This is a genomic window from Orbus hercynius (genome assembly GCF_003634275.1).
Classification (GTDB): domain Bacteria; phylum Pseudomonadota; class Gammaproteobacteria; order Enterobacterales; family Orbaceae; genus Orbus; species Orbus hercynius.
Map to the genome: position 1 here is coordinate 380,518 of NZ_RBWY01000002.1, position 14,949 is coordinate 395,466.

13 protein-coding genes are annotated in these 14,949 nt (G+C 39.3%); 11 read left to right on the top strand and 2 right to left on the bottom strand.

All coding sequences use genetic code 11. The features are described from left to right. Positions 1–146 precede the first annotated feature (146 nt). Genes DES39_RS07360 through DES39_RS07375 form a run of 4 tightly spaced genes read left to right on the top strand, consistent with a single transcriptional unit; the run spans position 147 to position 3,723 of the window. Entirely contained in the window at positions 147–1,043 is an 897-nt protein-coding gene (locus DES39_RS07360) for an ABC transporter permease subunit (RefSeq protein WP_170143365.1), read from the top strand. Next, on the top strand, positions 1,036–1,908 hold the full coding sequence (locus DES39_RS07365; RefSeq protein WP_121145133.1) for an ABC transporter permease subunit: 873 nt from the start codon (positions 1,036–1,038) through the stop codon (positions 1,906–1,908). The genes DES39_RS07360 and DES39_RS07365 overlap by 8 nt, the downstream gene beginning before the upstream one ends. 1 nt (position 1,909) lies before the next feature. Continuing rightward, a complete protein-coding gene (locus DES39_RS07370) occupies positions 1,910–2,914 on the top strand; it encodes a peptide ABC transporter ATP-binding protein (protein WP_121145134.1) in 1,005 nt (334 codons plus the stop codon). Next, positions 2,911–3,723 (top strand): peptide ABC transporter ATP-binding protein, encoded by an 813-nt coding sequence (locus DES39_RS07375; RefSeq protein ID WP_121145135.1) that lies wholly within the window; start codon positions 2,911–2,913, stop codon positions 3,721–3,723. Before DES39_RS07370 ends, DES39_RS07375 begins: the two co-directional genes overlap by 4 nt. Before the next feature lie 78 nt (positions 3,724–3,801). Here the strand turns inward: DES39_RS07375 and ppnP are convergent, their stop codons facing one another. Then, on the bottom strand, positions 3,802–4,086 hold the full coding sequence (gene ppnP / locus DES39_RS07380) for a pyrimidine/purine nucleoside phosphorylase (RefSeq protein ID WP_121145136.1): 285 nt from the start codon (positions 4,084–4,086) through the stop codon (positions 3,802–3,804). A 255-nt stretch (positions 4,087–4,341) separates the two neighbouring features. On the opposite strand from ppnP, the gene DES39_RS07385 reads away from it, so the two are divergent. The 3 genes from DES39_RS07385 (at position 4,342) to DES39_RS07395 (ending at position 9,393) form a co-directional block, all read left to right on the top strand. Next, positions 4,342–5,919: a TerC family protein gene (locus DES39_RS07385; protein ID WP_121145137.1), complete on the top strand. Its 1,578-nt coding sequence runs from the start codon at positions 4,342–4,344 to the stop codon at positions 5,917–5,919. Between the two features lie 306 nt (positions 5,920–6,225). Then, entirely contained in the window at positions 6,226–7,995 is a 1,770-nt protein-coding gene (gene ybaL / locus DES39_RS07390; protein ID WP_121145138.1) for a YbaL family putative K(+) efflux transporter, read from the top strand. Positions 7,996–8,067: 72 nt separating this feature from the next. Further along, complete coding sequence (locus DES39_RS07395; protein WP_121145139.1) at positions 8,068–9,393, top strand: NCS2 family permease; 1,326 nt, start codon at positions 8,068–8,070, stop codon at positions 9,391–9,393. A gap of 70 nt (positions 9,394–9,463) precedes the next feature. Here the strand turns inward: DES39_RS07395 and DES39_RS07400 are convergent, their stop codons facing one another. After that, entirely contained in the window at positions 9,464–10,201 is a 738-nt protein-coding gene (locus tag DES39_RS07400; RefSeq protein ID WP_121145140.1) for a phosphatase, read from the bottom strand. 334 nt (positions 10,202–10,535) lie between these two features. Here DES39_RS07400 and rpsL point away from each other — a divergent pair, with 334 nt between their 5' ends. The 4 genes from rpsL to tuf all read left to right on the top strand — a co-directional run bounded on the left by rpsL (position 10,536) and on the right by tuf (position 14,947). Then, positions 10,536–10,910 carry a 30S ribosomal protein S12 gene (gene rpsL, locus DES39_RS07405; protein WP_025316630.1) on the top strand — a complete coding sequence of 125 codons (375 nt, stop codon included), beginning with the start codon at positions 10,536–10,538 and terminating at the stop codon, positions 10,908–10,910. Positions 10,911–11,029: 119 nt separating this feature from the next. Then, positions 11,030–11,500 carry a 30S ribosomal protein S7 gene (gene rpsG, locus DES39_RS07410; protein WP_121145141.1) on the top strand — a complete coding sequence of 157 codons (471 nt, stop codon included), beginning with the start codon at positions 11,030–11,032 and terminating at the stop codon, positions 11,498–11,500. 96 nt (positions 11,501–11,596) lie between these two features. Beyond that, on the top strand, positions 11,597–13,702 hold the full coding sequence (fusA, locus tag DES39_RS07415) for an elongation factor G (RefSeq protein ID WP_121145142.1): 2,106 nt from the start codon (positions 11,597–11,599) through the stop codon (positions 13,700–13,702). 60 nt (positions 13,703–13,762) lie between these two features. Then, on the top strand, positions 13,763–14,947 hold the full coding sequence (tuf, locus tag DES39_RS07420; protein WP_121145118.1) for an elongation factor Tu: 1,185 nt from the start codon (positions 13,763–13,765) through the stop codon (positions 14,945–14,947). Positions 14,948–14,949 lie beyond the last annotated feature (2 nt).

Genomic DNA, 14,949 nt, shown 5'->3' on the forward strand with positions numbered 1-14,949 from the left:
GTATTGAACATGTCGTTATTAAGCCCATATTTTATCAATATGGGCTTAATTGTAAGTCGTCAAAAATTCGTTTGGTATTTTCTACAATCAATATTTTGCTGAGATAAATAATGCTTATATACATAATAAAAAAGATTACTTCTTTTTTGCTGGTTCTGCTTTTATTATCTCTAATTAGTGTGGTAATTATCTATTTTGCCCCTAATTCACCGTTTAATAACCTGTCTTTTTTTGAGGTATATCAGGTTTTTTATCAGCAGATTTTCTTTAATGAATTTGTAATTTCCAACAAATCATTATGGGAGATTTTCACACAAATTCTGTTACCAACATTTGAATTATCTATTCTGGCGATTATCGGATCGATTATTGTTGGTTTCCCGATAGGTATTTTTGCTGGTTTAACTAAAAGTAATAAAATTAATCATTTCATTAAGCTAGTGTGCTTGGTATTGTATGCCTGCCCGATTATTTGGTTGACCATTTTGGTGATGTTTGTGCTTTCTACTGATTGGCTGTTTATCAAAAATCCACAATACGAACCCTCCGTCAGAAGCTTATCGCTGTTACATATATTACTGACACCGCACGAGGATAAATTAGGTTTGCTATTGACTGAAATGAAATATTTATTTGTTCCAGTCATGATATTAACAATTCAACCTTGCATTATTACAATACAGCTCATTAGCCAGCGCGTGAGTATTACCGCTCGGCAAAACTATATTAAAGTTGCCAGTATTCGTGAAAATTCATCACGTAAAGTCCTGTTTCGTCACTTATTACCCAATGCGGTACCAACGGCAATTCCACAGTTGGCATATAATATTACCACTTTGCTTTTTTCAACGATGACAATTGAGATATTATTAAACCGCTCTGGGCTTGGAACGTGGGTTTTTTCGGCGTTTCACCAGCAAGATTATGTGGTGATTGCGCTGGCGATTTTTAGTTGCGGCGCATTAGTTAGTTTGTTGACGTTATTGAGCGAAATCTTTGTCGTTGCAATCTATCCGATGCAATCAAGGACGTTATATGAATAAGATGATTCAGGCGATGATTAAATCGCGCATTAGTATCAAAAATAGTCTTCATAGCAATATTTATATTATGATTGGTAGTTATGGTGTGCTTGCGATTATTTTACTTTGCTTGGCAATGAAATGGTTGTTTAATGTACAATTAGAGCCTGTTTTTCAGCAGCAATTACCACCGGCATGGCAGAGTAATGGTGATTTGAATCATCTGCTGGGGACGGATTCAGTTGGTCACGATATTTTTAATTATCTATTAGTGAGTTATAAAACAACGCTGACATTAACATTAAGAGCGACCTTTTATGTGGTTGTGGTCGGCGCAATCATGAATTATTTACTCTTTTTTATCCCACTATTTAGAAGCATTATCGCACTATTTTTTCGAGTTATTATGACAATTCCACCATTACTGAGCGCGATTGTAATTGCATTAGTATGGCATAATAACATTCACTCTATTCTAATCATCGTGGGTCTATCTTATTTGCCGCGTTTTGTTCATAATTTACACCATCAAATTATACAAGAATGGCAAAAAACCTATATCACAGCTCATCGACTTGATGGTTTATCTACAGCAAAAATTCTTAATGGCTATATTATTCCCAATATTTTTCCGACTTATTTAATTGAAGTGATTGTATTGTTTTGTCACATTATTTTAGCATTAACGGTGCTCACTTTTTTAGGCTTTGGTGATAATTTGAGCCCACCTGATCTTGGTGCAATGATGTATAGGATGCTTAGTATCATTAATAGCAATTATTGGGCATTTTTTTCCTCAGGTATTCCTATTGTGATTACGGTACTATTTATCCATATGCTTAATTTTGGCGTTCATATTGTATTAACTAAGCGAGCGGGAAATTAAGATGGCATTACTGGATATTCGTAATTTAACGGTTGAGTTTATTACACCAAATGGCTTATTACGTGCGGTAGATCGAGTTAATATCCGGCTCAATGAGGGGGAAATACGCGGATTGGTTGGTGAGTCAGGATCCGGAAAAAGTTTAATCGCCAAAGCGATACTTGGAGCGACCAATAATAACTGGAAAGTGACTGCGGATCGATTCTATTTTGATGGGATTGATTTACTTCGGCTTTCACCTAAAAAACGTCGGAAAATTATCAGTGCCAATATTTCAATGATTTTCCAAGAACCGCAATCGTGCCTTGATCCGACTATGAAAATTGGGCGCTTTTTAATTCAGTCGATTCCATCTTGGACCTTTAAAGGACGATGGTGGCAAAGACTATTTTGGCGTAAAAATAGGGCAATTGAACTACTGCATCGAGTTGGGATAAAAGAGCACAAAGAGATCATGAACGCGTATCCAAAGGAACTCACCGAAGGCGAGTGCCAAAAAGTCATGATCGCTATCGCGTTAGCAAATCAACCTAAATTACTGATTGCTGATGAGCCAACTAATGCGATGGAATCGACGACAGAAGCGCAAATATTCAGATTATTAGCTAGTTTGAATCAAAATTCAGGCACGACAATCTTATTTATTAGCCACGATTTACAAATGGTGACCCGCTGGACCGATCGTATTAATGTATTGTATTGTGGGCAGACGGTTGAAATTGCGGATAGTGAAGAGCTGATCAAAAAGCCATATCATCCTTATACTCAGGCACTGATTTTTGCCATTCCTGATTTTGGTAAAGCCATTCCTCATAAACGCCCACTTAACTCATTGCCAGGTGTGATTCCGCCATTAGAGCATTTACCAATAGGTTGCCGACTAGGCCCGCGCTGTCCTTATGCGCAGCGCAAGTGCATTGAAGCCCCAAAGCTCATTGCCATGAAAGATCATGCGGTGGCGTGCCATTTTCCACTCAACACTGAATTACAGGATAGTCGGTCATGAATCCCGTATTAAAAGTACGTAATTTATCAAAATGTTTTCAGATACCGAAGGGATTATTCGGCCATATTATGATTGAGGCAGTCAAATCAGTCTCTTTTTCCTTAAATGAGGGTAAAACCTTAGCCATTATTGGTGAGAATGGATCTGGCAAATCGACACTGGCTAAAATGCTAGTTGGCATGATGAGCCCTGATGAGGGCGATATCTGGGTTGAGGAGCAAAAATTAGAGTATGGTGATTATCAAACTCGCTGTAAATTGATTCGTATGATCTTCCAAAATGTGGATAGTTCTTTTGATCCGCGGCTGAAAATTGGCAAAATATTAGATATTCCACTAAAACAAAATACGACATTATCAACCAGCGAGCGAGAAGTCTTGATTTATGATGTATTAAAGCAAGTTGGCTTATCGGCAGAGCATGCTTCTTACTACCCATCGGTTATGGCGGCAGGGCAAAAGCAACGCGTTGCTTTGGCGCGCGCATTGATATTACAGCCTAAAGTGATTATTTTCGATGAGGCGTTAACTGCCTTAGATATTTCGATGCGTTCGCAAATTATCAATTTAATGCTCTCTTTACAAGAAGAACACAAATTATCCTATGTTTATGTTACGCAAGATATTGGCATGATGAAGCACATTAGCGATCAAATTTTGGTTATGCACGATGGTGAAGTGGTTGAGAGTGGTAATACCGCGGAAGTACTCGCATCCCCTCTTAGTGATATCACGCAAAAATTAGTACAAAGTTATTTTGGTGAGGCGCTGACTGCTGATACATGGCGCACAGATACCCGTATGTTTTAATATCTGTGCAATCATGTTGATAATTTCACTTGAACGGTATTGCTCATTTTCTAAATGAGCGTGAATAGCACAATACGATTATAAATATCGGCAAAGGTAAGCGGTTGGCTCTGCGACTTGCACACTAAATTGGCTTTTTACTTGCACATGAAAAACTTGACCCGCTTCAAAACTCTGCCAATCTTTTGCCGTAGGTAAGAGTACATTTAACGAGCCTGAAATCACGGTCATCTCTTCCGCATTATTAGTACTAAACGTATATTCACCAACTTCCATTACGCCAACACTCGCCGCGCCACGACTTGCGTTAGTAAAACTAATGGATTTCACATTGCCTGTAAAATATTCATTAACGGTTAACATAGTGATTCTCTTATTGTCATGGATTAGGATCTCACTATACTCAAATTGTGCGCAGATTTCTATCGGTCTATATTGGTTATTAGATTAATTAATTATTTGATTTAACTTATAATATCGTCTCTATATTTTGCCTTTTTTATCCGCTTTACAATCATAATTACATTTTTAAGCAAATTCTCATTGATTTAATTAAAAATTCCGTCCAAAATTATCGGTTCAGCATGTGCTGTTTAATAAAAGGTAACCACCCGAGATATGGAATGGATCATGGATCCTACAATTTGGATTGGACTGTCAACACTGATTGTTCTTGAAATTGTCCTAGGTATTGATAATATTGTTTTTATCGCAATTCTTGCCGAAAAGCTCCCACCAGAAAAACGTGATCATGCTCGAATTATTGGGCTATCATTAGCGCTGGTTATGCGCATTATTTTATTAATGTTTACCGGCTGGCTCGTCACATTAACGGCCCCTCTTTTCTCTGCACTCGGTATTAGTTTTAATGCCCGTCAGCTAATTATGCTCATTGGAGGCTTATTCCTCTTGTTTAAAGCGACGATGGAGCTCAATGAGCGGCTAGAAGGTGGTAACCACGAATCCACTAAACAGAAAAAGGCTTCTCGCTTTTGGACCGTCGTTGCACAAATCGTGGTGTTAGATGCGGTGTTCTCGCTCGACTCGGTAATTACCGCAGTTGGTATGGTTGAGCATGTACCGGTTATGATAGTGGCGGTGTGTATCGCGATGGTAATTATGATGATTGCCAGCAAACCACTGGCGAACTTTGTTAATTGCCATCCGACAATTGTCATTTTATGTCTTAGCTTTTTATTGATGATCGGTTTTAGCTTGATCGCAGAAGGCTTTGGTTTCTCTATTCCGAAAGGTTATCTCTATGCTGCGATTGGTTTCTCGATTCTTATCGAGTTCTTTAATCAGATGGCAAGCTTTAATCGTCGACGCTTTTTAAGTAAAAAACCACTACGTCAACGTACAGCAGAAGCAATCTTAAGTTTAGTGAAAGGGGATGTGGAAGACGAGGATCTTGATACCAATAGTAAAGATTTAATCGCCGATGCAGGTAAGCAAACCGCGGTATTTAATGATCAAGAATTGAGTATGATTGAACGCGTATTAGGGTTAGCTCAGCGCTCTGTTAGTAGTATCATGACATCAAGACTCGATATTAAGATGATTAATATTAATGATGATAAAGAAACGATTCTTAACGACCTCCTTGAAAATCAGCATACTCGCTTGATTGTCACTGATAATGTCTCAATTGGTGAGCCAATTGGTATCATACCAGTCAATGATTTATTAAAAGAAGTGCTAAATAATCAACATGATATCTCATTTACTAAATTAATTAAACAGCCGTTAATTTTCCCAGAGACTATCTCTTTATTAGTCGCGCTTGAGCAGTTCAAAACCGCTAAGACTCACTTTGCTTTTGTGGTCGATGAGTTTGGCTCGATGCAAGGGATTGTCTCTGTGACTGATGTGACCGAGACGATTGCTGGCGAATTCCCTACAGAAGGCGAAGATATTGATGCAAGGCATGATATTCAAAGTGGTGGCGAGAATTGCTGGATTGCTAACGGCTATACGCCTTTAGAAGAACTCGTACGGTTTGTGCCAATTAAAATCGATGATAAGCGTGAGTATCATACGCTTGCTGGGCTATTGATGGAACATTCACAGCATATTCCACAAGCGGGCGAAGTAATTGAGTTTGATCACTATCTGTTTGAAATTCTCGAAGTAGAAAGCCATCGTATTGTCAAAGTTAAAATTACGCATACTGATGCAAGCGAGTATCAAATTTAATTTTAGAAAAAACGTATAAGAGGCGCATTTCCTCTTATACGTACGCTTAATTGATTATAAAATGCGTATCGTTGATGTTCTCATCCGATTTAAATTATTAGTATCCGCGCTTTTCATCTTTACGCTGCATTAATTATATGCCTTTTTTATAATACCAATGACATAATGCCGATTGAATCATGGCAATAATGCACTGTATTTGCTGTTTATGAATTAAACAAGCAAAATATTTAACAAAATGAAGTAAAATACGCTAGAATATTTCACAGTTCAAATAAGAATCAGAATAATTTAAAGGAGTTGATGATGCATGACACAGGGCCGCTACTAGCAGCAATTATTGGGGGAATTGTTTTAGCTGCGATTTTAGGTATGTTGGCTGATCGATTACGTGTCTCTCCTTTAGTCGGTTACCTTATTGCGGGGATTATTTTTGGACCGGCAACACCAGGCTATGTCGCTGATACCGCGATAATTAGTCAGTTAGCAGAAATTGGTGTAATTTTATTAATGTTTGCCGTTGGCTTGCATTTTTCCTTGAAAGACTTAATGGCGGTAAAATTAATTGCGATTCCTGGTGCGGTGGTACAAATTGCGGTTGCAACGCTGCTTGGAATGGGATTATCGTCTATCTTAGGCTGGTCAATGACAACGGGCTTGGTGTTTGGTCTATGTTTATCAACAGCCAGTACCGTGGTATTGCTGCGCGCACTTGAAGAGCGAGACTTGATTGAAAGTAAACGAGGACGCATTGCGATTGGTTGGTTAATTGTTGAAGATCTCGCGATGGTCTTAACCTTAGTGTTATTACCACCAATTGTTACCATGCTCGGTGATAATGCGGATGTGAATGTTTGGAATGTATTAACTGAAATTGCCAAAACTATTGGTTTAGTAATTGTCTTTATTGCTTTAATGATTGTCGTTGGGCGCCGAGTCATCCCTTGGTTATTGGCCAAAAGTGCCAGTACTGGTTCAGAAGAGTTATTTACATTATCGGTGCTAGCGATTGCGCTCGGTATTGCTTTAGCCGCAGTACAATTGTTTGGAGCATCCTTTGCACTAGGTGCATTTTTTGCTGGCATGGCGTTGACCGAATCGGAGTTAAGTCATCGTGCAGCTAAAAATATTTTACCGCTCAAAGACGCTTTTGCCGTGCTCTTTTTTGTGTCGGTAGGGATGTTGTTTGATCCACATATTTTAATTGAGCACCCTTTAGCAACGTTATCGACTGTTGTCATTATTATTTTTGGTAAATCGATTGCTGCATATTTTATCGTCCGTATTTTTGGTCACACTAAGCGCACCGCATTAACCATTTCAGCTAGTTTGGCTCAAATCGGTGAGTTTGCCTTTATCTTAGCGGCTTTAGGAAAAGTACTCGGTGTATTCCCGAATGAGGCCTATAGTTTGATTTTAGCCGGAGCAATTATTTCGATTGTTATTAATCCGTTTATCTTCAATTTAATTGAGCGCTATTTAGCGAAAACGGAAAGTATCGTTGATAAAATTATTGATCCGATAGCGGTCATTAATCAGCAAGTACCTAAAGGGCTTACCGATCATGCCATTCTCGTTGGGCATGGCCGATTGGGGAGCACAATTGCTAAGCAGCTTAAAATTCGTCATATCCCATTTGTTGCTGTTGATAATTCCTTAACACTCGTTGAGCAGTTGCGCCATGATGATATTGCCGCTGTTTTTGGTAATGCATCTAAACCCGAGACATTAGAACTTGCTCAGTTGGACACCGCTAAATGGTTAATTATTTCGACCCCTAATGGCTATGAGGCAGGTGAAATCTGTTCGCAAGCACGCAAAGTCAGACCTGATTTAGCCATCTATGTCCGCGCTTTTTATGATGATGAGGCTGAATATATTGCCGAACATGGTGCAACAGGCGTTATCACCGGTGAAAATGAGATTGCTAAACATATACTCTCGTTAATGCAGCTTAATCCCTCTGATGAGACTGATAAGGATATCGAATCGGTAGAGCCGATCGAGAAAGAGAAAAAAATTGATATTCCGGTTCACGCTAATTTACCTGCTGGTGAAGGCAGCCCAATTGAATAAAATTGCTTGACCTCGTTAAATATCTGTTAATAATAACGGGGCCATTTATTTCATTTTAATTTAGGTTTATTTATGAGTGATATGCAATCGAGTCGTGATCGTTCTTTGTTTGAAAAAATTTTTCAACTGAAAGAGAAAAAATCAACAGTAGGAACAGAAATTATTGCTGGCTGTACAACTTTTTTAACTATGGTGTACATTATCTTTGTTAATCCAGATATTCTCAGTGTAACTGGGATGGATAAAGAAGCCGTGTTTGTGTTAACGTGTCTGGTGACGGCTTTTGCCAGTATTTTAATGGGATTTGCTGCTAATTTGCCGATTGCTTTAGCGCCAGCCATGGGGCTTAATGCATTTTTTGCCTTTAGTATTTGTTCTAAGTATTCTTGGGAAGTGGGAATGGGAGCGATTTTTTGGGGCTCGCTACTCTTCTTTATCCTATCACTATTTAAAATTCGTCACTGGTTAATCTCAAATATTCCACATTGTTTACGCGCTGGGATTAGTGCTGGAATCGGCTTATTTATTGCCTTTATGGGCTTTAAAAATATGGCGTTGATTCAGTCTTCTCAGGCAACATTATTGACCATGGGGGATATTTTGTCTTTACCAGTATTACTTGGCTCGCTTGGTTTTTTTATTATTATCGTTCTTGCTGCTCGTAATGTGCATGCTGCTGTGTTGATTTCAATTTTAGTGGTGTCATTACTCGGATTATGGCTTGACCCGAATATCCATTATTCAGGTATTATCTCTATGCCACCAGATGTAACTAAGGTTGTTGGTCATATCGATTTGCTTGGCGCATTAAATATTGGTATGGCAGGCATTATTTTTTCGATTATGATTGTGAGCTTATTTGATTCATCGGGAACGATTTTAGCGGTAACGGATAAAGCTGGCATTGCCGATAGTCAGGGGCGTTTCCCAAAAATGCGTCAGGCATTACTGGTCGATAGTTTTAGTTCGACGTTAGGCGGGTTATTTGGCACATCATCAGTTCTTACCTATATTGAAAGCTCAGCCGGTGTTTCAGTCGGTGGTCGAACAGGATTAACGGCGATTGTGGTTGGTATTTTATTCCTACTTGTGATTTTCTTATCGCCATTAGCACATATTGTTCCCGGGTATGCGACGTCTGGTGCGTTAATCTTTGTGGGTATTTTAATGATGTCTAGTTTGGTTAAAGTTGATTGGCATGATCTGACTGAAGCAACGCCCGCTTTTATTACGGCATTAATGATGCCATTTGCATTCGCGATAACTGAAGGTGTTGCGTTAGGTTTTATCTCTTACGTTGTATTAAAAACATGTACCGGTAAATTTAAACAGCTCAATATTTGTGTGGTGGCTGTTGCCGTGCTATTTGTCCTCAAATTTATTTTTATTGGTCATTAATTCCATTATCAATTAATAAAGCGCGCAGACAACGCGCTTTTTTTGTGGCTTGCCGGTCAGCAAGCATTTTTTATAATGCCGCTAACTCTTCAACATATCGACCCGTTTTAAGCGATAAAAATTTAATGACAGCTTGCGGACTGTGATTAATAATCCGCTCTGCTGGAAAATTAACATCTTTAATGAGTTCGAAACAATGACTAAAATTGCCGAGCGTATTAGCAATATGAGAGTCAGAACCTAATGAGAGCATTCCACCAGCATCTTTGACGGCTTGCGCGATTTTACGACAATTATCTTCACTGCCCTTACGCGAAATAAAAGAGGAATTATTGATTTCTAAAGCAACATGATACGCTTTAGCCACCTTAGCAACTTCATCAATATGGATAGGATAATTTTTATTACCCGGATGACTAATAATATTTACTTTAGGGTTTTTAATCGTTGCGATCATCGCTTCGGTATTGCTATCGATATCGCTTGATGCTAAAGCCGGTTCATGAAAACCGGCTATCACCATATCAAGCTCACGATACATTCCGTCATCGCAATCAATATCGCCTTGTCGATTTAAGATATTTGCTTCAATACCACGTAAAATACCAATACCATCGATAATTCGAGGAATAATTCGCATATTAATAAAGTGCCAGCGATGCGGACTATCACCTAATGCCATACCATGATCGGTAATAGCAATGAGTTTAAGGCCTTTCAATTTTGCCTGTAAAATATAGTCATGTATTGTGCTATATGCATGAGTACTGGCAACCGTGTGCATATGGAGATCAATGACGTATCGCATATTTAATATCCTTTATTTAAAGCATGTATAATCTGCACATATGAATTGATTTTTAATATGACGACCATCAGTATGGCATAAGAAACCAGTTTTATGAGCAAATAGCGAAACATTGTGCGTTTAAATCTTAACAATATAGTAGCATAACTGCCTTAGTACGAGTATAAAATCCTGTCTTATTATGAGCAAAAACTTGACATTACCCCCCTTCAATACTAGAATCGTGCGACCCAAAAGCTATATTTATAGTATTTTGGCACAGTTATTTTACGTATCTAACAAGCAATTTTAATTTAATTTTTTTAAATTATATAAAAAAATCAGGAGCTTATTAATGGCAACAATTAATCAGCTGGTACGCAAACCTCGAGCACTTAAGGAAGTTAAAAGTAATGTTCCTGCTCTTGAAGCATGCCCGCAAAAACGAGGTGTTTGTACTCGTGTTTATACTACAACACCTAAAAAACCAAACTCAGCGCTACGTAAAGTATGTCGTGTACGTTTGACTAATGGTTTTGAAGTAACCTCTTATATCGGTGGTGAAGGCCATAATCTACAAGAGCATAGCGTGATTTTAATCCGTGGTGGTCGTGTGAAAGATTTACCTGGTGTTCGTTACCATACTGTTCGTGGAGCGCTTGACTGTGCGGGAGTTAAAGACCGTAAACAATCACGTTCTAAATATGGTGTGAAAAGACCTAAGGCTTAATGGATATCCGTTAAGTAAGGCCAAACTTTATAATTCCATTTAACTCAATCTGAGTTTTGGGTAAACCTGAAATAAAATGTTAAGTATTAAACTTAATAAAAAGAAAACGGAGTATTCCAATGCCACGTCGTCACATTGCCGGTCAAAGAAAGATTCTACCTGATCCGAAGTTCAGTTCAGAATTACTGGCTAAATTTGTAAATATTTTAATGATAGATGGTAAAAAATCTGTCGCAGAATCAATTGTATATTCAGCTCTTGATACGCTTTCTGAGCGTAGCGGGAAAGACCATTTAGCAGCTTTTGAAGTTGCATTAGATAACGTAAGACCAACTGTAGAAGTTAAGTCTCGCCGTGTTGGTGGTTCTACATACCAAGTACCAGTTGAGGTGCGTCCTGTTCGTCGTAATGCGCTTGCGATGCGTTGGATTGTAGAAGCTGCACGTAAACGTGGCGATAAATCAATGGCTTTACGCCTTGCAAATGAACTTTCTGATGCTTTTGAAAACAAAGGTACAGCCGTTAAAAAACGTGAAGATGTTCATCGTATGGCAGAAGCTAATAGGGCGTTTGCTCATTATCGTTGGTAATTATTCAACTATTTGAATACCGGCTTATGGCGCTCTTGCGCTATAAGTCACTAGCGATAGTCTAAATAATAAACGACCTAAAAGTAGAGGATTAATATGGCTCGTACAACCCCCATAGCGCGTTACCGTAATATTGGTATTAGTGCGCATATTGACGCAGGTAAAACAACCACAACCGAACGTATTTTGTTTTATACTGGTGTTAGTCACAAAATTGGTGAAGTTCATGATGGCGCTGCCACAATGGACTGGATGGAACAAGAACAAGAACGTGGTATCACAATTACCTCAGCTGCAACAACTGCATTCTGGTCTGGTATGGCGAAACAGTTTGAACCACACCGAGTCAATATCATTGACACCCCGGGACACGTTGACTTTACAATCGAAGTTGAGCGTTCAATGCGTGTACTTGATGGCGCTGTAATGGTTTATTGTGCGGTTGGTGGTGTTCAACCACAGTCTGAAACTGTATGGCGTCAAGCGAATAAATATAAAGTACCACGTATTGCATTTGTAAACAAAATGGACCGTATGGGTGCTAATTTCTTACGTGTTGTATCACAGATCAAAACACGTTTAGCAGCAGTTCCAGTTCCGCTTGTATTACCAATTGGTGCTGAAGAAAAGTTCACCGGTGTAATTGACTTACTTAAACGTAAAGCAATCAACTGGAATGATGCCGACCAAGGTGTCACATTTACATATGAAGATGTTCCTGCTGATATGGTTGATCTTGTTGAAGAACATCGTGCAAACTTGATTGAAGCAGCTGCTGAAGCTAACGAAGAGTTAATGGAAAAATACCTCGGTGGCGAAGAGTTAACTGAAGAAGAAGTTAAAGGCGCGCTACGTCAACGAGTGCTTGAAAATGAAATCATCTTAGTTACGTGTGGTAGTGCATTTAAAAATAAAGGCGTTCAATTTATGCTTGATGCCGTTATTGAGTATTTGCCGGCACCAACAGACGTTCCTGCAATCAAAGGTGAACTACAAAATGGTCAACCAGCTGAACGTCATTCAAGTGATGAAGAGCCATTTGCTGCACTTGCATTTAAAATTGCAACTGACCCATTTGTTGGTAACTTAACATTCTTCCGTGTTTATTCAGGTGTGGTTAATTCGGGTGATTCAGTACTTAACTCAGTGAAAGACAGAAAAGAACGTTTTGGTCGTATCGTTCAGATGCACGCTAACAAACGTGAAGAAATTAAAGAAGTTCGTGCAGGTGATATTGCTGCTGCTATCGGTCTTAAAGATGTCACAACGGGTGATACATTATGTTCTGAAAGTGCGCCAATTATCCTTGAAAGAATGGAATTCCCTGAACCAGTTATCTCGGTTGCGGTAGAGCCTAAAACTAAAGCTGACCAAGAAAAAATGGGTGTTGCTTTAGGTCGTTTGGCGAAAGAGGATCCATCATTCCGAGTATGGACTGATGAAGAATCTAACCAAACTATCATCGCAGGTATGGGTGAATTACATCTTGAAATCATCGTAGACCGAATGAAACGTGAATTTAACGTTGAAGCGAACGTAGGTAAACCTCAAGTGGCTTACCGTGAAACAATTCGTTCAACTGTTAAAGATATCGAAGGTAAACATGCGAAACAGTCTGGTGGTCGTGGTCAATACGGTCATGTTGTTATCGACATGTATCCATTAGAAGCGGGTGGCGCTGGTTACGAATTTGTTAACGAAATCAAAGGTGGGGTAATTCCTGGTGAATTTATTCCTGCAGTAGATAAAGGAATCCAAGAACAATTGAAATCTGGTCCTTTAGCTGGCTATCCGGTTGTGGATCTTGGTGTTCGTTTACATTTTGGTTCTTACCATGATGTCGACTCCTCTGAAATTGCCTTTAAATTAGCTGCTTCAATGGCATTTAAAGAAGGTTTCATGAAAGCAAAACCAGCACTTTTAGAACCAATTATGAAAGTTGAAGTGGAAACTCCAGAAGATTATATGGGCGATGTAATTGGTGACTTAAACCGTCGTCGCGGTATGATTGAAGGAATGGATGATACTGCAACAGGTAAAACTGTTCGTGCGCAAGTACCTCTTTCAGAGATGTTTGGCTATGCAACAGACCTTCGTTCACAAACACAAGGTCGTGCTTCATACTCTATGGAGTTCTTGAAGTACAATGAAGCACCTACAAACATCGTAACAGCGATTATTGAAGCGCGTAAAGCGAGATAATTTGTTTTATTCTTTCCTCATTGATTTGGGGAAAGAAATTTTTATAAAGGAACATAAAAAATGTCTAAAGAAAAATTTGAACGAAAAAAACCCCACGTTAACGTAGGTACAATCGGCCACGTTGACCATGGTAAAACAACTTTAACAGCGGCGATCACCACCGTACTTGCGAAGAAATACGGCGGAAGCGCACGTGCATTTGACCAAATCGATAATGCACCGGAAGAAAAAGCACGTGGTATCACCATCAACACGTCACACGTAGAATACGACACACCGACTCGTCACTACGCACACGTAGACTGCCCGGGCCATGCTGACTATGTAAAAAACATGATCACAGGTGCAGCGCAAATGGATGGTGCTATTTTAGTAGTAGCAGCGACAGATGGTCCAATGCCACAAACACGTGAGCACATTCTTTTAGGTCGTCAGGTAGGTGTACCTTATATCATCGTATTTTTAAACAAATGTGATATGGTTGATGACGAAGAGTTATTAGAATTAGTTGAAATGGAAGTGCGTGAGCTTCTATCACAATACGATTTCCCGGGAGATGATACTCCAGTAGTGCGTGGCTCTGCGTTACAAGCGTTAAACGGCGTAGCAGAGTGGGAAGAAAAAATTGTTGAATTAGCGGGTTACCTAGACTCTTACATTCCAGAGCCAGAGCGTGACATTGATAAACCATTCCTATTACCAATCGAAGACGTATTCTCAATTTCAGGTCGTGGTACAGTAGTAACAGGGCGTGTTGAACGTGGTATTGTAAAAGTAGGTGAAGAAGTTGAAATTGTTGGGATCAAACCGACGACTAAAACGACTTGTACTGGTGTTGAGATGTTCCGTAAATTACTCGACGAAGGTCGTGCAGGTGAGAACGTAGGTGTGTTATTACGTGGAACTAAACGTGAAGACATCGAACGTGGTCAAGTACTTGCAAAACCGGGTTCAATTACACCACATACTGATTTTGAATCAGAAGTGTATATTTTAAGCAAAGAAGAAGGTGGACGTCACACTCCATTCTTCAAAGGTTACCGTCCACAGTTCTACTTCCGTACAACTGACGTAACGGGCACAATCACGTTACCAGAAGGCGTAGAGATGGTAATGCCAGGCGATAACATCAAGATGGTCGTATCCTTAATTCACCCAATCGCGATGGCAGACGGCTTACGTTTTGCGATCCGTGAAGGTGGACGTACCGTTGGTGCGGGTGTGGTTGCTAAGGTTATTAAGTAATC